Here is an 18,819-nt window from a genome sequence, read left to right as displayed (position 1 = left end):
CCCGTCCCGGACGGCACCCCGCACCCACCCGGTGATCCAGTTAGGTTAGGCTTACCTCACTGCGTCACCGGGCGGGTCCCCCTGCCCCTGTGCACACCTCCGCACCCTGCACAGGACGCGGTTGACCCCGCACCAGGGAGGGCACTTCATGAGTCGCCTCGAGCACCCCGCCGAGGACCCGGCCGACAGCCGCACCTATCTTCTCAACAGCCGTACCGCCGAACGGTATCGCTCCGCCGTCACCGAGAGCGTCACCCGGCTCAGCGACCGGTTCGCCACCACCGAGCGCCCCTTCACCGGCGTCTCCGTCGACGAGCTGGCGCCCACCGTCGCCGCCGTCGACCTCGACGCCCCGCTCCACGACCCGGCCGCCGCCCTCGACGAGCTGGAACGGGTCTACCTCCGCGACGCGATCTACTTCCACCACCCGCGCTACCTCGCACACCTCAACTGCCCGGTGGTGATCCCGGCCCTCGTCGGCGAGGCGGTGCTCTCCGCCGTCAACTCCTCCCTCGACACCTGGGACCAGAGCGCCGGCGGCACCCTCATCGAGCGCCGCCTGGTCGACTGGACGGCCGAGCGGATCGGCCTCGGCCCGACCGCCGACGGCATCTTCACCAGCGGCGGCAGCCAGTCCAACCTCCAGGCCATGCTGCTCGCCCGGGACGAGACCTGCCGCCGCGAACTGGCCCGCCCGGAGTCCCCGGAAGGCACCCGGCTCACCGACCTGCTCCCCCGGCTGCGCATCCTCACCTCCGCCTGCAGCCACTTCAGCATCCGCAAGTCCGCCACCCTGCTCGGCCTGGGCGCGGAGGCCGTCATCGCCGTCCCCGCCGACGCCACCAAGCGGATGCGCACCGACGCGCTCGCCGCCGAACTGGAGCGCTGCCGCCGCGACGGCCTGATACCCATGGCGGTCGTCGCCACCGCCGGCACCACCGACTTCGGCTCCATCGACCCGCTCCCGGAGATCGCCGACCTGGCCGCCCGGCACGGCGCCTGGATGCACGTGGACGCCGCCTACGGCTGCGGCCTGCTGGTCTCCCGCCGCCGCGACCTGCTCACCGGCATCGAGCGCGCCGACTCGGTCACCGTCGACTACCACAAGTCCTTCTTCCAGCCGGTCAGTTCCAGCGCCGTCCTGGTCCGCGACCGCGCCACGCTCCGGCACGTCACCTACCACGCGGACTACCTCAACCCGCGCCGGATGGTCGAGAAGCGGATCCCCAACCAGGTCGACAAGTCACTCCAGACCACCCGCCGCTTCGACGCCCTCAAACTCTGGCTGACCCTGCGCATCATGGGCGCCCAGGCCATCGGCGAACTCTTCGACGAGGTCATCGACCGGGCCGCCGACGCCTGGAAACTGCTGCACGACGACCCGCGCTTCGAGGTCGTGGTCGAGCCCCAGCTGAGCACCCTGGTCTTCCGCTACCTCCCCGGCGGCCCCCAGGACCCCGAGCTCACCGACCGGATCAATCTGCACGCCCGGGAGGCCCTCTTCGCCTCCGGTGACGCGGTCGTCGCCGGCACCAAGGTCGACGGCCGGCACTACCTCAAGTTCACCCTGCTCAACCCGGAGACCACGCTCGACGACATCGCCACCGTCCTCGACCTGATCGCCGAGCACGCCGGCCGCTACCTGGCCGAGCAGCCCGTCGTCGACCGCCCGGCACCCGCCCTCAGCGCCCCCTGACCTCCCCACCGACCGACCATCTCCGAAGAGAGCCCCCGTGACCGTCCCCCACGATGCCCCCTACGACTTCCTCGCCATCGGACTCGGCCCGTTCAACCTCGGCCTGGCCTGCCTGACCGCCCCCATCGACGAACTCGACGGCCTCTTCCTCGACGACCGGCCGGGCTTCGACTGGCACCCCGGCATGATGCTGGACAGCACCCACCTCCAGGTGCCGTTCATGGCCGACCTGGTCACCCTGGCCGACCCCACCTCGCCCTTCTCCTTCCTCAACTACCTGAAGGAATCGGGCCGGATGTACTCCTTCTACATCCGCGAGAACTTCTATCCGCTGCGCGCCGAGTTCAACGACTACTGCCGCTGGGCCGCCGGCAAGCTCGACACCGTCCGCTTCTCCCACAAGGTCACCACCGTCGAGTACGACGAGCGTGCCGAGGTCTACCTCGTCCACGCCGACCACCAGGGCGAACGGCACACCTTCCGGGCCCGCAGGCTCGTCCTGGGCACCGGCACCCCGCCGCACCTCCCCGACGCCTGCCGGGACCTGGGCGGCGACGCCCTGCACAACGCCGGCTACCTGGACGCCAAGACCACCCTCCAGGCCAAGGACAGCATCACCATCGTGGGCAGCGGCCAGAGCGCCGCCGAGATCTACTACGACCTCCTCCAGGACATCGACACCCACGGCTACCACCTGACCTGGGCCACCCGCTCCCCCCGCTTCTTCCCCCTCGAATACACCAAGCTCACCCTGGAGATGACCTCCCCGGAGTACGTGGACTACTTCCACGCCCTCCCCGCCGCCACCCGCGACCACCTCAACGCCACCCAGAAGCACCTCTACAAGGGCATCGACTCGGAGCTGATCAACGACATCTTCGACCTGCTCTACCAGAAGCGCCTGGCCGGCCCGGTCCGCACCCGTCTGCTGACCAACTCCGCGCTGCGGGAGGCCCGTTACGACGAGGCCACCGGCACCTACACCCTCGGCCTGCACCAGGAGGAGCAGGGACGGGACTTCACCCTCGCCACCCAGGGCCTCGTCCTCGCCACCGGCTACCGCTACCGCGTCCCCGACTTCCTGGACCCGGTCCGCGACCGCATCGCCTGGGACGCCGCCGGCCGCTACGACGTCGCCCGCAACTACAGCATCGACACCACCGGCCAGGGCATCTTCGTGCAGAACGCCGAGCTGCACACCCACGGCTTCGTCACCCCCGACCTCGGCATGGCCGCCTACCGCAACTCCTGCATCGTCCGCGAGCTGCTCGGCCGCGAGTACTACCCGGTCGAGAAGGCCATCGCCTTCCAGGAGTTCGCCGCCCCGGCCGGCCCGCACGACCCGATGGAGATATCCGCATGAACGCCCCCGTCTTCACCCGCACCGACCCCGCGCTGGGGGAGTTCGCCCTGCGGCCCGTCGACCCCGCCGCCGACGCCCCCGTCCTGCACTCCTGGGTCACCCACCCCAAGGCCGTCTTCTGGCTGATGCAGGACTGCGACCTGGCCGGGGTCGAGAAGGAGTTCACCCGGATCGACGCCGATCCGCACCACGACGCCCTCCTCGGCCTGCACGACGGCGCCCCCGCCTTCCTCATGGAGCGCTACGACCCCGCCCACCGCGAACTGGTCGGCATCCACGCCGCCCGGCCCGGCGACGTCGGCATGCACTTCCTGACCGCCCCCACGGACGCCCCCGTCCACGGCTTCACCCACGCCGTGATCACCACGGTCATGGAGAGCCTCTTCGCCGACCCCGACGTCCGGCGCGTGGTCGTCGAACCCGACACCCGCAACACCGCGGTCCACGCCCTCAACAAGGCCGTCGGCTTCGAGGTCGTCCGCACCGTCTCGCTCCCGTCCAAAGACGCCTACCTCAGCACCTGCACCCGCGAACAGTTCCTGGCCACCCGAGGAGACCGCTGATGACCGCCCCCACCGCCCCGGAGCAGCCCGCCCAGGACGCCGTCGCCCACCTCACCCCGGAACTGTGGGCCCGCGCCAACCGCGCCCTGGTCCGCAAGGCCCTCGCCGAGTTCGCCCACGAACGCCTGCTGACCCCCGAGCCGCTGGCCGAAGACGGCCGCTACGCCGTCCACAGCGACGACGCCACCACCAGCTACCGCTTCACCGCCCGCAGACAGGCCCTCGACCACTGGCAGATCGACGCCGAGAGCATCACCCGCCACCGCGAAGACGCCGAACTCCCGCTGGACGCCCTGGACTTCATCACCGAGTTCCACACGTCCCTGGGCCTGTCCCCGGACGTCCTCCCGGTCTACCTGGAGGAGATCAGCTCCACCCTCTCCGGCACCGCCTACAAGCTCGCCGGCAAGGCCCCCACCGCCGCCGAACTCGCCACCGCCGACTTCCAGGCCGTCGAGACCGGCATGACCGAGGGCCACCCCTGCTTCGTCGCCAACAACGGCCGCCTCGGCTTCGGCATCCACGAGTACCACGCCTACGCCCCCGAGGCCGCCGCCCCGCTGACGCTCCTCTGGCTGGCCGCCCACCGCGACCACAGCACCTTCACCGCCGGCGCCGGCCTCGACTACGACACCCTCGTCGACGCCGAGCTCCCCGCCGCGACCCGGGCCCGCTTCACCGCCACCCTCACCGACCTCGGCCTCGACCCGGACGCCTACTACTTCTTCCCCACCCACCCCTGGCAGTGGTGGAACAAGCTCTCCGTCACCTTCGCCGCCGAGGTCGCCCAGCGCCGCCTGGTCTGCCTGGGCCCCGGCGACGACCAGTACCTCGCCCAGCAGTCCATCCGCACCTTCTTCAACACCACCCAGCCCGCCAGGCACTACGTCAAAACCGCCCTGTCGGTCCTCAACATGGGCTTCATGCGCGGCCTGTCCGCCTCCTACATGGAAGCCACCCCGGCCATCAACGACTGGCTGGCCCGCCTGATCGACGCCGACGACACCTTCCGCGCCGCCCGCTTCTCGATCATCCGCGAGCGCGCCGCCATCGGCTACCACCACCGCCAGTACGAGGCCGCCACCGACAAGGGCTCCCCGTACCGCAAGATGCTCGCCGCCCTCTGGCGCGAGAGCCCGGTCCCCACCCTCGAACCGGGCCAGCGGCTGGCCACCATGGCCTCCCTCCTCCACGTGGACCGGGACGGCGACTCCTTCGCCGCCGCCCTCGTCGCGGAATCCGGCCTGGCCCCCGAAGCCTGGCTCCGCCGCTACCTCGACGGCTACCTCACCCCGGTCCTGCACGCCTTCTACGCCTACGACCTGGTCTTCATGCCGCACGGCGAGAACGCCATCCTGGTCATCGAGGACGGCGCGGTGGCCCGCGTGATCTTCAAGGACATCGCCGAGGAGATCGCCGTGATGTCCGCCGACGCGGTCCTGCCGCCCACCGTCGAACGCATCCGCGCCGACGTCCCCGACGACAAGAAGCTGCTCTCGGTCTTCACCGACGTCTTCGACTGCTTCTTCCGCTTCCTCGGCGCCACCCTCGCCGACCGCGGTGTCCTCGACGAGGACACCTTCTGGCGCACCGTCGCCGCCACCGTCACCGACTACCAGGCGGCCCACCCCGAACTCGCCGACAAGTTCGCCGAGTACGACATGTTCGCCCCCGAGTTCGCCCTCTCCTGCCTCAACCGCCTCCAGCTGCGCAACAACCAGCAGATGGTCGACCTCCAGGACCCGGCCGGCGCCCTCCAGCTCATCGGCACCCTGCAGAACCCCATCGCCCCCTACGCCCCCTGACCCCACCCCCGCACGACATTCCCCCACGCCACATACGAAGAAGGGCGGACCCGCACCGGGTCCGCCCTTCTCTCGTCACTCAGCTACTCGGTCTTCTCCGACCCGCCACCGGACTGCGCCTCACCGCCGGCCTCGGCCTCGGCCTCGGCCTCGTCCTCGACCAGCGCATCGGTGAACTGCACGCCGTCCATCTCGGCCAGCCGGTCCGAGGCATCCGTGGTGCCGGCCTGATCGGCCTCCAGCGCCTTGGCGAACCAGTCCCGCGCCTCGCCCTCGCGCCCGACCGCCAACAGCGCGTCCGCGTACGCGTACCGCAGCCGCGCGGTCCACGGGTGCACCGCGTTCGACGCCAGCTCGGGGCTCTGCAGCGTCACCACCGCGGCGTCCGCCTGCCCCAGGTCCCGCCGGGCCCCGGCCGCGACCAGCCGCATCTCGACCTGCCCGGCCCGGTCCAGCTTCTGCACCTCGGGCTCACCGGCCATCGCCAGCGCCTTCTCCGGACGACCGAGGCCCCGCTCGCAGTCCGCCATGAGGGGCCACAGCTCCGCGCTGCCGGTCATCCGCCGCGCCGCCCGGAACTCCTTCAGCGCCTCGGCGTACTTGCCGGTCCCGTACGCCGCGAAGCCGGCGGCCTCGCGCACCGCCGCGACCCGGGACGCCAGCCGCAGCGCGACCCGCGCGTACCCGTACGCCCTCTCCGGCTCCTCGTCGAGCAGCCGCGCGACCATCACCAGGTTCTTGGCGACGTCCTCGGCCAGCGTCTTCGGCAGGCTCTGCAGCTCCTGCCGCACCGCCTTGTCGATCTCCTCGCCGGTCACGTCCTCCGGGATCGGCAGCCGCTTGATCGGCTCCCGGTCCCGGTCGTAGTCCCGACGGTCGTCCCGACGCTGCCCGTCCCTACGGTCGTCCCGGCCACGCCCACCGCCGTACGGCCGCCGCGCCCCGCGCTCATCGTCCCGCCGGAAACCACCACGGTCGTCCCGTCGCGGCCCTCGATCGTCCCGCCGGAAACCGCCGCGCTCATCATCGCGCCGGAACCCGCCGCGCTCGCCCCGGTCGTCCCGACGCTCGTCGCGCCGGAACCCACCGCGCTCGTCGTCCCGACGGAAGCCACCGCGCTCGTCGTCGCGACGGAAGCCACCGCGCTCATCGTCCCGCCGCGGCGCCCGCGAACGGTCATCCCGCCGGAACCCACCGCGATCATCCCGCTCGTCCCGCCGGAACCCACCACGGCCCCCACCACGCTCGTCCCGACGGAACCCGCCACGGTCGCCCCGGTCGTCGCGACGCTCGTCACGCCGGAACCCACCACGGTCGTCCCGCTCATCACGCCGGAATCCGCCACGGTCGTCGCGACGCTCGGGCCGCTCGTCACGCCGGAAACCGCCCCGGTCGTCACGCCGCTCGAAGCGGTCGTCCCGACGGAACCCGCCGCGGTCACCCCGGTCGTCGCGACGCTCGTCACGCCGGAAACCGCCCCGGTCGTCACGCCGCTCGCCACCGCCACGCTCATCCCGACGGAACCCGCCCCGGTCACCCCGGTCACCCCGGTCGTCCCGACGCTCGTCGCGCCGGAAACCGCCCCGGTCGTCGCGACGCTCGCCACCGCCACGCTCGTCCCGACGGAACCCACCGCGGTAGCCGCCCCGGTCACCGCGCTCGCCCCGCTCACCGCGGTCGTCGCGACGGTAACCACCGCGCTCACCACCACGGTTGTCCCGGCTGTCGCGGTTGTCCCGGCTGTCGCGCCGCGGCCCACGGTCGTCCCGCCGGAAACCACCACGGTCACCGCCGTCGCGCCTCGGCCGGCGCTCCGAACGATCGTCGGAAGGGTTGGTGGACATCGACGTGACTCCTGTCTTCGGTACTGCATTCATTCTCACGCACCGACCCGTTCGGCGCGCTTCGGCAAAACAAAAGGACCCTTGGTCCCAGCGTGAACGCTGGGACCAAGGGTCCTTGAAAAATTGTTCGGCGGCGTCCTACTCTCCCACAGGGTCCCCCCTGCAGTACCATCGGCGCTGAAAGGCTTAGCTTCCGGGTTCGGAATGTGACCGGGCGTTTCCCTAACGCTATAACCACCGAAACCCATTCGGGTTCAAGCGAACAAGCACACTCTTCAATTTAAGAAGTGCAACTGTCACCCCGCGAAAGCGGGATATCAGCCAGTTCACCGATGCTGCGACTGTTCGCAACCCGGGAACCACACAGTGGACGCGAGCAACTGAGGACAAGCCCTCGGCCTATTAGTACCAGTCAACTCCACACCTTACGGCGCTTCCATATCTGGCCTATCAACCCAGTCATCTACTGGGAGCCTTACCCCATCAAGTGGGTGGGAGCCCTCATCTCGAAGCAGGCTTCCCGCTTAGATGCTTTCAGCGGTTATCCTTTCCGAACGTAGCCAACCAGCCATGCCCTTGGCAGAACAACTGGCACACCAGAGGTCCGTCCGTCCCGGTCCTCTCGTACTAGGGACAGCCCTTCTCAAGACTCCTACGCGCGCAGCGGATAGGGACCGAACTGTCTCACGACGTTCTAAACCCAGCTCGCGTACCGCTTTAATGGGCGAACAGCCCAACCCTTGGGACCGACTCCAGCCCCAGGATGCGACGAGCCGACATCGAGGTGCCAAACCATCCCGTCGATATGGACTCTTGGGGAAGATCAGCCTGTTATCCCCGGGGTACCTTTTATCCGTTGAGCGACGGCGCTTCCACAAGCCACCGCCGGATCACTAGTCCCTACTTTCGTACCTGCTCGACCCGTCAGTCTCACAGTCAAGCTCCCTTGTGCACTTACACTCAACACCTGATTACCAACCAGGCTGAGGGAACCTTTGGGCGCCTCCGTTACCCTTTAGGAGGCAACCGCCCCAGTTAAACTACCCACCAGACACTGTCCCTGATCCGGATCACGGACCCAGGTTAGACATCCAGCACGACCAGAGTGGTATTTCAACAACGACTCCACACCAACTGGCGTTGGCGCTTCAAAGTCTCCCACCTATCCTACACAAGCCGAACCGAACACCAATATCAAGCTATAGTAAAGGTCCCGGGGTCTTTCCGTCCTGCTGCGCGAAACGAGCATCTTTACTCGTAATGCAATTTCACCGGGCCTATGGTTGAGACAGTCGAGAAGTCGTTACGCCATTCGTGCAGGTCGGAACTTACCCGACAAGGAATTTCGCTACCTTAGGATGGTTATAGTTACCACCGCCGTTTACTGGCGCTTAAGTTCTCAGCTTCGCCCCACCGAAATGGAGCTAACCGGTCCCCTTAACGTTCCAGCACCGGGCAGGCGTCAGTCCGTATACATCGCCTTACGGCTTCGCACGGACCTGTGTTTTTAGTAAACAGTCGCTTCTCGCTGGTCTCTGCGGCCACCCCCAGCTCACCGTGTAAAACGGATCACCAGAAATGGCCCCCCTTCTCCCGAAGTTACGGGGGCATTTTGCCGAGTTCCTTAACCATAGTTCACCCGAACGCCTCGGTATTCTCTACCTGACCACCTGAGTCGGTTTAGGGTACGGGCCGCCTTGAAACTCACTAGAGGCTTTTCTCGACAGCATAGGATCATCCACTTCACCACAATCGGCTCGGCATCAGGTCTCAGCCTTAACGTGTGACGGATTTGCCTACCACACGGCCTACACCCTTACCCCGGGACAACCACCGCCCGGGCTGGACTACCTTCCTGCGTCACCCCATCGCTTACCTACTACAAGTCTGGTCCGTCGGCTCCACCACTCCCCTCAACTCCGAAGAGATCAGGGCGGCTTCACGGACTTAGCATCGCCTGATTCAGTATTGGGCGCTTCAAAGCGGGTACCGGAATATCAACCGGTTGTCCATCGACTACGCCTGTCGGCCTCGCCTTAGGTCCCGACTTACCCTGGGCAGATCAGCTTGACCCAGGAACCCTTAGTCAATCGGCGCAAGAGTTTCCCACTCTTGTATCGCTACTCATGCCTGCATTCTCACTCGTGAACCGTCCACAACTCGTTTCCACGGCTGCTTCACCCGGCACACGACGCTCCCCTACCCATCACAACAGGCGTTAGCCCTCATGCTGCAATGACACGACTTCGGCGGTGTACTTGAGCCCCGCTACATTGTCGGCGCGGAATCACTTGACCAGTGAGCTATTACGCACTCTTTCAAGGGTGGCTGCTTCTAAGCCAACCTCCTGGTTGTCTCTGCGACTCCACATCCTTTCCCACTTAGCACACGCTTAGGGGCCTTAGTCGATGCTCTGGGCTGTTTCCCTCTCGACCATGGAGCTTATCCCCCACAGTCTCACTGCCGCGCTCTCACTTACCGGCATTCGGAGTTTGGCTAAGGTCAGTAACCCGGTAGGGCCCATCGCCTATCCAGTGCTCTACCTCCGGCAAGAAACACACGACGCTGCACCTAAATGCATTTCGGGGAGAACCAGCTATCACGGAGTTTGATTGGCCTTTCACCCCTAACCACAGGTCATCCCCCAGGTTTTCAACCCTGGTGGGTTCGGTCCTCCACGAAGTCTTACCTCCGCTTCAACCTGCCCATGGCTAGATCACTCCGCTTCGGGTCTTGAGCATGCTACTCCAACGCCCTATTCGGACTCGCTTTCGCTACGGCTTCCCCACACGGGTTAACCTCGCAACATACCGCAAACTCGCAGGCTCATTCTTCAAAAGGCACGCAGTCACGACCACACAGCAAGCTGCATGGCGACGCTCCCACGGCTTGTAGGCACACGGTTTCAGGTACTATTTCACTCCGCTCCCGCGGTACTTTTCACCATTCCCTCACGGTACTATCCGCTATCGGTCACCAGGGAATATTTAGGCTTAACGGGTGGTCCCGCCAGATTCACACGGGATTTCTCGGGCCCCGTGCTACTTGGGTGGCTCTCAAGCAAGCCGCTGACATTTCAGCTACGGGGGTCTTACCCTCTACGCCGGACCTTTCGCATGTCCTTCGCCTATATCAACGGTTTCTGACTCACCGACCGGCCGGCAGACCGATCAAGAAAGCTCCCACAACCCCAACCACGCAACCCCTGCCGGGTATCACACGTGACTGGTTTAGCCTCATCCAGTTTCGCTCGCCACTACTCCCGGAATCACGGTTGTTTTCTCTTCCTGCGGGTACTGAGATGTTTCACTTCCCCGCGTTCCCTCCACACTGCCTATGTGTTCAGCAGCGGGTGACAGCCCATGACGACTGCCGGGTTTCCCCATTCGGACACCCCCGGATCAAAGCTCGGTTGACAGCTCCCCGGGGCCTATCGCGGCCTCCCACGTCCTTCATCGGTTCCTGGTGCCAAGGCATCCACCGTGCGCCCTTAAAAACTTGGCCACAGATGCTCGCGTCCACTGTGCAGTTCTCAAACAACGACCAGCCACCCACCACCCCAACCCGAAGGCTGAGTTCACTGGGACCGGCATCCCGAAGGCTCAGACCATAAGTCCGCACCCTCAGACACCCAACAGCGTGCCCGACACCCAGACCCGACCCGATCCGCGTTCCACGCCCGAAGGCAGTACTAGCGTCCCGATCGATCTCTGTGTGCCGAGTAGTCAACGTTCCACCCATGAGCTAACCACCGTCGAACATTCGCCGACGTAGTGGCTCTGGACAATCTTGCGACCGTCTAGATGCTCCTTAGAAAGGAGGTGATCCAGCCGCACCTTCCGGTACGGCTACCTTGTTACGACTTCGTCCCAATCGCCAGTCCCACCTTCGACGATTCCCTCCCACAAGGGGTTGGGCCACCGGCTTCGGGTGTTACCGACTTTCGTGACGTGACGGGCGGTGTGTACAAGGCCCGGGAACGTATTCACCGCAGCAATGCTGATCTGCGATTACTAGCAACTCCGACTTCATGGGGTCGAGTTGCAGACCCCAATCCGAACTGAGACCGGCTTTTTGAGATTCGCTCCACCTCGCGGTATCGCAGCTCATTGTACCGGCCATTGTAGCACGTGTGCAGCCCAAGACATAAGGGGCATGATGACTTGACGTCGTCCCCACCTTCCTCCGAGTTGACCCCGGCAGTCTCCTGTGAGTCCCCATCACCCCGAAAGGCATGCTGGCAACACAGAACAAGGGTTGCGCTCGTTGCGGGACTTAACCCAACATCTCACGACACGAGCTGACGACAGCCATGCACCACCTGTACACCGACCACAAGGGGGGCACTATCTCTAATGCTTTCCGGTGTATGTCAAGCCTTGGTAAGGTTCTTCGCGTTGCGTCGAATTAAGCCACATGCTCCGCTGCTTGTGCGGGCCCCCGTCAATTCCTTTGAGTTTTAGCCTTGCGGCCGTACTCCCCAGGCGGGGAACTTAATGCGTTAGCTGCGGCACGGACGACGTGGAATGTCGCCCACACCTAGTTCCCAACGTTTACGGCGTGGACTACCAGGGTATCTAATCCTGTTCGCTCCCCACGCTTTCGCTCCTCAGCGTCAGTATCGGCCCAGAGATCCGCCTTCGCCACCGGTGTTCCTCCTGATATCTGCGCATTTCACCGCTACACCAGGAATTCCGATCTCCCCTACCGAACTCTAGCCTGCCCGTATCGAATGCAGACCCGGGGTTAAGCCCCGGGCTTTCACATCCGACGCGACAAGCCGCCTACGAGCTCTTTACGCCCAATAATTCCGGACAACGCTCGCGCCCTACGTATTACCGCGGCTGCTGGCACGTAGTTAGCCGGCGCTTCTTCTGCAGGTACCGTCACTCTCGCTTCTTCCCTGCTGAAAGAGGTTTACAACCCGAAGGCCGTCATCCCTCACGCGGCGTCGCTGCATCAGGCTTTCGCCCATTGTGCAATATTCCCCACTGCTGCCTCCCGTAGGAGTCTGGGCCGTGTCTCAGTCCCAGTGTGGCCGGTCGCCCTCTCAGGCCGGCTACCCGTCGTCGCCTTGGTGAGCCATTACCTCACCAACAAGCTGATAGGCCGCGGGCTCATCCTTCACCGCCGGAGCTTTCCACACGGAGATCATGCGACCCCGTGTCATATCCGGTATTAGACCCCGTTTCCAGGGCTTGTCCCAGAGTGAAGGGCAGATTGCCCACGTGTTACTCACCCGTTCGCCACTAATCCCCGACCGAAGCCGGTTCATCGTTCGACTTGCATGTGTTAAGCACGCCGCCAGCGTTCGTCCTGAGCCAGGATCAAACTCTCCGTGAATGCTTTCCGGACTGCGTTTAATGAAAAACTGCCGGTATCAACACTCGCGTTGAGCGGAACCACAAGGAGGAATAATCCTCGCGGTTCACAGCGTCCTCGCTGTGTGCCTCCCAAAGCTATTAGAAGGACTTTTCAAAGGAACCTCATCTCCATGATGGAGACGGGGTATCAACATATCTGGCGTTGACTTTTGGCACGCTGTTGAGTTCTCAAGGAACGGACGCTTCCTTCGGCCACCCTCTCGGGCTTCCTCCGGGCGCTTCCCTTCGGTCTTGCGTCTCCGACTCTATCAGATCCTTTCGGCTCCGATTTTCGCCGGTGCGATTCGGCCTTTCGGCTTCCTCGCGGCTCCGACTTTATCAGATCCTTTTTCGTTTCCGGGCCGCTTCCCGAGGGGCGCTACCGGCTTCGAATTCGGTTCCGATTTTCGTCGGAGGGGTTCGCCTTTCGGCGTGGTCACTACTTTAGCGGCTTTTCCTGACGGCTCATAATCGAGCCGAGCGGGGTGAATTTCGGCAACGCCGAAAGAAACCCGCCAGGGAGTCGTTCGAAGTAGTGGTGGTGCCGCCTCGGGTGTGCAGATAGCACTGCCCGGGTTCAGCGGCTCGGGACACGTTAGGCGTTTGGCGGGACAGAGTCAAGTCGTCGTGGCGGTGCGTCGCCTGGGCGTGTGGGGGCGGTAGGGGCTGACGGTGGGGTCACCGTCGATCCAGTAGCGCCACGGGTGGTCGGCGCCGTCGCCGCCGACGCCGGTGCGGGGCCCATTGCGCACCCGATCGCGCGGGGCGGGGGTGCCGTGGAGGATCGTGAGCGGGCCGTGGGCCGGGGCGCAGACGTCTACGCCGTCCAGGGAGCGGTCGATGTCGAGGGCGGTGGCCAGCCGGGCCGGGCCCTTGGCGAGCTCGTCGGTGTTGCGGGCCTTGGGGCGGCGGCCGGCGGCCAGGGGTGCGCCGGTGAGGATCTCGCCGGCGCGCAGCAGGACCGCGCCGGCCTTGCCCTCGGGCCCGCAGACCAGGTTGATGCTGAACCACATGCCGTAGATGAAGTAGACGTACGCGTGGCCGGGCGGGCCGTACATCGTGGCGTTGCGGGCGGTGCGGCCGCGGTAGGCGTGGGAGCCGGGGTCGGCCTCGCCGTCGTACGCCTCGACCTCGGTGAGGCGGAGTGCGATCGGGCCGGCGGGGCTGTGACGTACCAGGGTGCGGCCGAGCAGGTCCGGGGCGACGTCCAGGACGGGGCGGTCGAAGAAGTCGCGCGGGAGGGGGACGTGGCCCGGTACGTCGGTCATGGATCCCGAGCGTAGTGGAGGGGCACGGGTGGGCGGCGGGGCGGTTTGGGCGGTTGTGGAAACGGAATTGGGCCGATCGGTTCGGGGTGCGTAAGGATCGGGCCACGATCGGCCGGCTGTACGGGGCGCGGATTGCGTCAGGGGAGGGCGAGCATGGGGTTCAAGAAGTTGCTGGCGAGTCTGGGGGCCGGGGGCGCGTCCGTGGAGACGGTGCTCTTCGAGGAGAACGTGGTGCCCGGCGGGGTGGTGCAAGGGGAGGTCCGGCTCCAGGGCGGGTCGGTGCCGCAGGCGATCCAGGGGCTGTCCGTCGGGCTGCAGGCGCGGGTGGAGGTCGAGCGCGGGGACGAGGAGGTCAGGCGGGACGTCGAGTTCGCCCGGCTGCGGTTGGGCGGGGCGTTCGAGGTGCAGGCGGGGGCCGTGCACACGGTGCCGTTCGGGCTGGAGATCCCCTGGGAGACGCCGATGACCACCTTCCCGGGGCATCCGCTGCCCGGGGTGAGCGTGGGGGTGACGACCGACCTGGCGATCGCGCGGGCGGTGGACTCCAGTGATCTCGACCCGGTGCAGGTGCACCCGCTGCCGGCACAGCAGGCGATCCTGGACGCCTTCGGGCGGCTCGGGTTCCGGTTCAAGACCGCGGATCTGGAACAGGGGCGGATCCACGGGACGCGTCAGCAGCTGCCCTTCTACCAGGAGATCGAGTTCTCGGCGCCGCCGCAGTACCGCGGGCTGAGCGAGGTCGAGGTGTCCTTCGTGGCCGACGACCGGGAGATGGACGTGGTGCTGGAGATGGACAAGAAGCCGGGGCTGTTCAGCGAGGGGTCGGACACCTACCGGTCGTTCACGGTCGGGCTGCACGACTTCGAGGGGACCGACTGGCCCGGTTATCTCAACCACTGGCTGGCCGAGGTCGGCGGGCGGCGCAACTGGCTCTAACCTGGCCGGACAGAGTGTCAGCAAGCGACCAGGAGGTCCGAGGTGTCCGAGCTGAAGCGGCGGCCGCTCCCGCACGATTTCCACCCGCCGGTGGCGGAGTTCACCGTGGTGAGCGAGGAGGTGGAGCCGGGCGGCACGCTGCGGCCCGAGCAGGTCCACGCGGCGGGGAACCGCTCTCCTCAGCTGCGGTGGGAGGGTGCTCCCACGGGGACCAGGAGCTATGCCGTCACCTGCTACGACCCGGACGCGCCGACCGGCAGCGGGTTCTGGCACTGGGTGCTGTTCGACATCCCGGCGTCGGTGACGGAGCTGCCGGCCGGGGCGGGCAGCGGTGACATGAAGGGGCTCCCCGAGGGGGCCGTGCACGTCCGCAACGACTACGGGACGCGGGACTTCGGCGGTGCGGCGCCGCCGCCCGGTGACGGTCCGCACCGCTATGTGTTCACCGTGTACGCGGTGGACCAGGAGAAGTTGGGTCCGGACGCGGACGTCTCGCCCGCGGTGGTCGGCTTCAACCTGCGGTTCCACACGATCGGGCGGGCTCAGCTGATCGGCGAGTACGAGGTGCCCGCCGCCGGCTGACGCCGGTGCCGGCCGGGCCGTCGGGCCCGGGAGAAATGCGTTGCGCCCCGGCGCTCCCCGCGCGCACAGTGGTACGCGTGCCGCCGCCTCCACGAGGCGGCGGGCAGCTGGTACCACAGTGGGCGGGAGTGCTGGGGCGCAGGTGTGTTCGCCCCCTCCCCCCGTGCCTCAGGAGCACGGGTGGGTGCCCCGTCCGGAGTCCGCACGCGCCGGACGTCCGTACCGGCTGTCGTTCGCTCCGGGTTCCGTGCGTCACGGGGGACGGGACTCGGAGCGCACCCTTTCGTGTGCCTCCGCGGCGTCCCCGCCGTCGCCGCGGCACACCTCTTCTTCACCCTGCCCTCACCTGCCATTTCCCTTGTGGCACACGGAAATTGCGTTGTCCGGGAAATACCTGCCCCTGCACAGTGGAGCCACTTCGCCACGACGGCGATCAGGGTCCGGGAGGTGGACGGGATGCGCGAGACGCTGGTGCTGAATGCGAGCTTCGAGCCGCTGGCGACGGTGTCGCTGCGGCGTGCGGTGGTGCTGGTGATGCAGGACAAGGCGGTCGTCGAGCACGCCCACCCGGGGATGCGGATCCGGGCGGCGTCGGTGGACGTACCGGTGCCGCGGGTGATCAGGCTCAGCCGGTACGTCCGGGTGCCGTTCCGAAGACAGGCATCGTGGTCCCGGCGCGGAGTACTCGCCCGTGACCAGCACCGATGCGCGTACTGCGGGAAGCGGGCGACGACCGTGGACCACGTGCTGCCGCGGTCGCACGGCGGTGGGGACACCTGGCTGAATACCGTCGCTTCGTGTGCGGAGGACAACCACCGCAAGGCGGACCGGACGCCGGAGCAGGCGGGGATGCGGCTGCTCCGGCGGCCCTTCGTGCCGACGCCGGCGGACGCACTGGTGTCGGCCCTGGGGGTGTCCGCGCGGGACGAGCTGCCGGAGTGGCTGGGAGCGCTCCCGGCGTAGCGCCGCGGACGGCTGGCAGACCGGCGGACCGGCATCCAACTCCTCCTACTTCAGGAGGAGTTGGACGATGGCCAGCAGTCCCACCGCGACGATCACGGCACGCAGGGCGGTCGGCGGGAGGCGTCGGCCGATCGTGGCCCCCACCTGGCCGCCGAGGGCGGAGCCGATCGCGATCAGGGCGACGGCTGTCCAGTCGAAGTCGGCGACGAAGAGGAAGAAGATCGCCGCGACGCCGTTGACGAGGGCGGCGAGGACGTTCTTGAGCGCGTTGATGCGCTGGAGGTCGTCGCTGAGCAGGACGCCCATCAGGGAGAGGTAGATGATGCCCTGGGCGGCGCCGAAGTAGCCGCCGTAGACGCTGGCCAGCAGCAGGCCGGCGAAGAGGGCGAGGCCGCCGTCGCGGTGGGCGGCGGTGCCGTTGCGGGCACGGCGGGCGCGGACCGCGGCGGCGAGCCGGGGCTGCGCGACGACGAGCACCAGGGCGACGGCGATCAGGGCCGGGACGACCGTGTCGAAGGCGCTGGAGGGCAGGGCCAGCAGCAGGACGGCACCGGTCAGGCCGCCGATGAGGGCGGCGGTCGCGAGGCGCAGCACCCGGCGCCCCTGGCCGCGCAGTTCGCGGCGGTACCCTATTGCGCCGCTGATCGAACCGGGCACCAGGCCAAGGGAGTTGGAGACGTTGGCGGTCACCGGCGGGAGGCCGACGGCGAGCAGGACGGGGAAGGTGATCAGGGTGCCGGAACCGACGATGGTGTTCATGGTGCCGGCGCCCAGGCCGGCGACGAAGACTGCGACTGCTTCCCAGAGGGACAAGCCCATCTCCTCACATGATCAGGGTTGCCTCCCCGCCATTGAGGTCGAGGGGCAACCCTGATCATGCACGAGGGGTGTCGCGGCGTCAGTCGATCGGGGGCGCCTGGCGCTCGGGGCCGCCGGGCTTGGGGATGTTGGCGCCGCCCGCGGGGTTGAAGCTGCCGATGGCGCCGCCGAGGCCCTTGAGCGCGTCGCCGATCTCGCTGGGGACGATCCAGAGCTTGTTGGCGTCGCCCTCGGCGATCTTCGGGAGCATCTGGAGGTACTGGTACGACAGCAGCTTCTGGTCCGGGTCGCCGGCGTGGATGGACTCGAAGACCACCCGGATCGCCTGGGCCTCGCCCTCGGCGCGCAGGGCCGCGGCCTTGGCCTCACCCTCGGCGCGGAGGATCGCGGACTGCTTCTGGCCCTCGGCGGTGAGGATCTCGGACTGCCGGACACCCTCGGCCTGGAGGATGGCGGCGCGCTTGTCGCGGTCGGCGCGCATCTGCTTCTCCATCGAGTCCTGGATGGAGGTGGGCGGCTCGATCGCCTTGAGCTCGACGCGGTTGACGCGGATGCCCCACTTGCCGGTGGCCTCGTCCAGGACGCCGCGCAGCGCCGCGTTGATCTCCTCGCGGGAAGTCAGGGTGCGTTCGAGGTCCATGCCGCCGATGATGTTGCGGAGGGTGGTGACGGTGAGCTGCTCGATCGCCTGGATGTAGCTGGCGACTTCGTAGGTGGCGGCGCGGGCGTCGGTGACCTGGTAGTAGATGACCGTGTCGATGTTGACGACGAGGTTGTCCTGCGTGATCACCGGCTGCGGCGGGAACGGCACGACCTGTTCGCGCAGGTCGATGCGGTTGCGGATGGTGTCGATGAACGGGACGACGATGTTCAGGCCCGCGTTGAGCGTGCGGGTGTAGCGGCCGAAGCGCTCGACGATGGCGGCGCTGGCCTGGGGGATGACCTGGATCGTTTTGAGGAGTGCGATGAAGACGAGCACCACCAGGATGATCAGGACGATGATGATATCCACAGCGGCTCCCGTTGCCCTTCGTTGCTGGCCCGTCCGGCCGCGGCCGGCTTTCTGTTGATCAGTCTTTCAGAGGTGCGGGGCGTCGTGCACCGGGTTCGGTCAGATGACGAGGGCGGTGGCACCCTCGATTTCCACCACGTCGACCTGTTGGCCCGGTTCGTAGACCCGGTCGCCGTCGAGGGCACGGGCGGACCAGACTTCTCCGGCGAGTTTGATGCGGCCGCCGCTCCCGGCGTCGACCCGTTCGAGGACCGTGGCGGTCCTGCCCTTCAGGGCGTCGATGCCGGAGGCGAGGCGCGGGCCCTGGCCGCGGTGGCGGTTGGCGATCGGCCGGACGACGGCGACCAACGCCACCGACACCACCACGAACACCAGGAATTGTGCGACGGTGCCGCCACCGAGCGCTGCGGTGACGGCACCGGCGACGGCGCCGACCGCGAACATCCCGAATTCGGGCATCGCGGTCACGACGAGCGGAATGCCCAGTCCTACGGCGGCGATCAGCCACCACACCCATGGATCCACGGCCTCATGGTAGGTCCGGCGGGCGGCCCGGGGACAGGGCGCGATCGGTCAGCGACCGGTTGCCGCACCGTGCGAAGCGC

At 67.0% G+C, this 18,819-nt stretch carries 12 protein-coding genes, 3 rRNA genes and 1 pseudogene; 7 read left to right on the top strand and 9 right to left on the bottom strand.

The features are described from left to right. Positions 1-148 precede the first annotated feature (148 nt). Genes SNOUR_RS30070 through SNOUR_RS30055 form a run of 4 tightly spaced genes read left to right on the top strand, consistent with a single transcriptional unit; the run spans position 149 to position 5,427 of the window. The gene (locus tag SNOUR_RS30070; protein WP_067353181.1) at positions 149-1,696 is read left to right on the top strand and encodes a pyridoxal phosphate-dependent decarboxylase family protein; all 1,548 of its coding nucleotides are present in this window, start codon (positions 149-151) and stop codon (positions 1,694-1,696) included. A 37-nt stretch (positions 1,697-1,733) separates the two neighbouring features. Next, positions 1,734-3,059: a lysine N(6)-hydroxylase/L-ornithine N(5)-oxygenase family protein gene (locus SNOUR_RS30065; protein ID WP_067353178.1), complete on the top strand. Its 1,326-nt coding sequence runs from the start codon at positions 1,734-1,736 to the stop codon at positions 3,057-3,059. Continuing rightward, positions 3,056-3,622, top strand: coding sequence for a GNAT family N-acetyltransferase (locus SNOUR_RS30060; RefSeq protein WP_067353175.1), 567 nt, complete (start codon positions 3,056-3,058; stop codon positions 3,620-3,622). The genes SNOUR_RS30065 and SNOUR_RS30060 overlap by 4 nt, the downstream gene beginning before the upstream one ends. Then, a complete protein-coding gene (locus SNOUR_RS30055) occupies positions 3,622-5,427 on the top strand; it encodes an IucA/IucC family protein (protein WP_067353172.1) in 1,806 nt (601 codons plus the stop codon). Before SNOUR_RS30060 ends, SNOUR_RS30055 begins: the two co-directional genes overlap by 1 nt. Positions 5,428-5,510: 83 nt before the next feature. Here the strand turns inward: SNOUR_RS30055 and SNOUR_RS48545 are convergent, their stop codons facing one another. The 6 genes and pseudogenes from SNOUR_RS48545 to SNOUR_RS30030 all read right to left on the bottom strand — a co-directional run bounded on the left by SNOUR_RS48545 (position 5,511) and on the right by SNOUR_RS30030 (position 13,902). Continuing rightward, on the bottom strand, positions 5,511-6,263 hold the full coding sequence (locus SNOUR_RS48545; protein ID WP_067358923.1) for a tetratricopeptide repeat protein: 753 nt from the start codon (positions 6,261-6,263) through the stop codon (positions 5,511-5,513). A gap of 18 nt (positions 6,264-6,281) precedes the next feature. Continuing rightward, positions 6,282-7,097: pseudogene (locus tag SNOUR_RS48540) on the bottom strand (hypothetical protein); the annotation flags it as partial. Between the two features lie 299 nt (positions 7,098-7,396). Next, a 5S ribosomal RNA gene (rrf, locus tag SNOUR_RS30045) occupies positions 7,397-7,513 on the bottom strand. Between the two features lie 140 nt (positions 7,514-7,653). Beyond that, positions 7,654-10,775: ribosomal RNA gene (locus tag SNOUR_RS30040) — 23S ribosomal RNA — on the bottom strand. Positions 10,776-11,085: 310 nt separating this feature from the next. Further along, positions 11,086-12,614 (bottom strand): 16S ribosomal RNA (locus SNOUR_RS30035). The 16S, 23S and 5S rRNA genes sit together here, the layout of an rRNA operon. A gap of 637 nt (positions 12,615-13,251) precedes the next feature. Then, positions 13,252-13,902 (bottom strand): DNA-3-methyladenine glycosylase, encoded by a 651-nt coding sequence (locus SNOUR_RS30030; RefSeq protein ID WP_067353170.1) that lies wholly within the window; start codon positions 13,900-13,902, stop codon positions 13,252-13,254. Positions 13,903-14,055: 153 nt separating this feature from the next. Between SNOUR_RS30030 and SNOUR_RS30025 the strand changes: the two genes are divergently transcribed. From SNOUR_RS30025 to SNOUR_RS30015, 3 genes are all read left to right on the top strand, one after another. Next, entirely contained in the window at positions 14,056-14,838 is a 783-nt protein-coding gene (locus SNOUR_RS30025) for a sporulation protein (RefSeq protein WP_067353167.1), read from the top strand. 42 nt (positions 14,839-14,880) lie between these two features. Beyond that, entirely contained in the window at positions 14,881-15,420 is a 540-nt protein-coding gene (locus SNOUR_RS30020; RefSeq protein ID WP_067353164.1) for a YbhB/YbcL family Raf kinase inhibitor-like protein, read from the top strand. A 456-nt stretch (positions 15,421-15,876) separates the two neighbouring features. After that, positions 15,877-16,383, top strand: coding sequence for an HNH endonuclease (locus tag SNOUR_RS30015; protein WP_067353161.1), 507 nt, complete (start codon positions 15,877-15,879; stop codon positions 16,381-16,383). Positions 16,384-16,428: 45 nt separating this feature from the next. Here SNOUR_RS30015 and SNOUR_RS30010 read toward each other — a convergent pair whose 3' ends face one another. The 3 genes from SNOUR_RS30010 to SNOUR_RS30000 form a co-directional block, all read right to left on the bottom strand. Beyond that, positions 16,429-17,196 (bottom strand): sulfite exporter TauE/SafE family protein, encoded by a 768-nt coding sequence (locus tag SNOUR_RS30010; RefSeq protein ID WP_067358922.1) that lies wholly within the window; start codon positions 17,194-17,196, stop codon positions 16,429-16,431. An 85-nt stretch (positions 17,197-17,281) separates the two neighbouring features. Then, a complete protein-coding gene (locus SNOUR_RS30005; protein WP_067353159.1) occupies positions 17,282-18,214 on the bottom strand; it encodes an SPFH domain-containing protein in 933 nt (310 codons plus the stop codon). A gap of 99 nt (positions 18,215-18,313) precedes the next feature. Further along, on the bottom strand, positions 18,314-18,727 hold the full coding sequence (locus SNOUR_RS30000) for an NfeD family protein (RefSeq protein WP_067353156.1): 414 nt from the start codon (positions 18,725-18,727) through the stop codon (positions 18,314-18,316). Positions 18,728-18,819: the final 92 nt, after the last annotated feature.

Origin of the sequence: Streptomyces noursei ATCC 11455 (assembly GCF_001704275.1) — a bacterium.
GTDB lineage: Bacteria > Actinomycetota > Actinomycetes > Streptomycetales > Streptomycetaceae > Streptomyces > Streptomyces noursei.
Note: the sequence above shows the minus strand (reverse complement) of the source record. Positions and strands in the feature narration are given on the sequence as shown.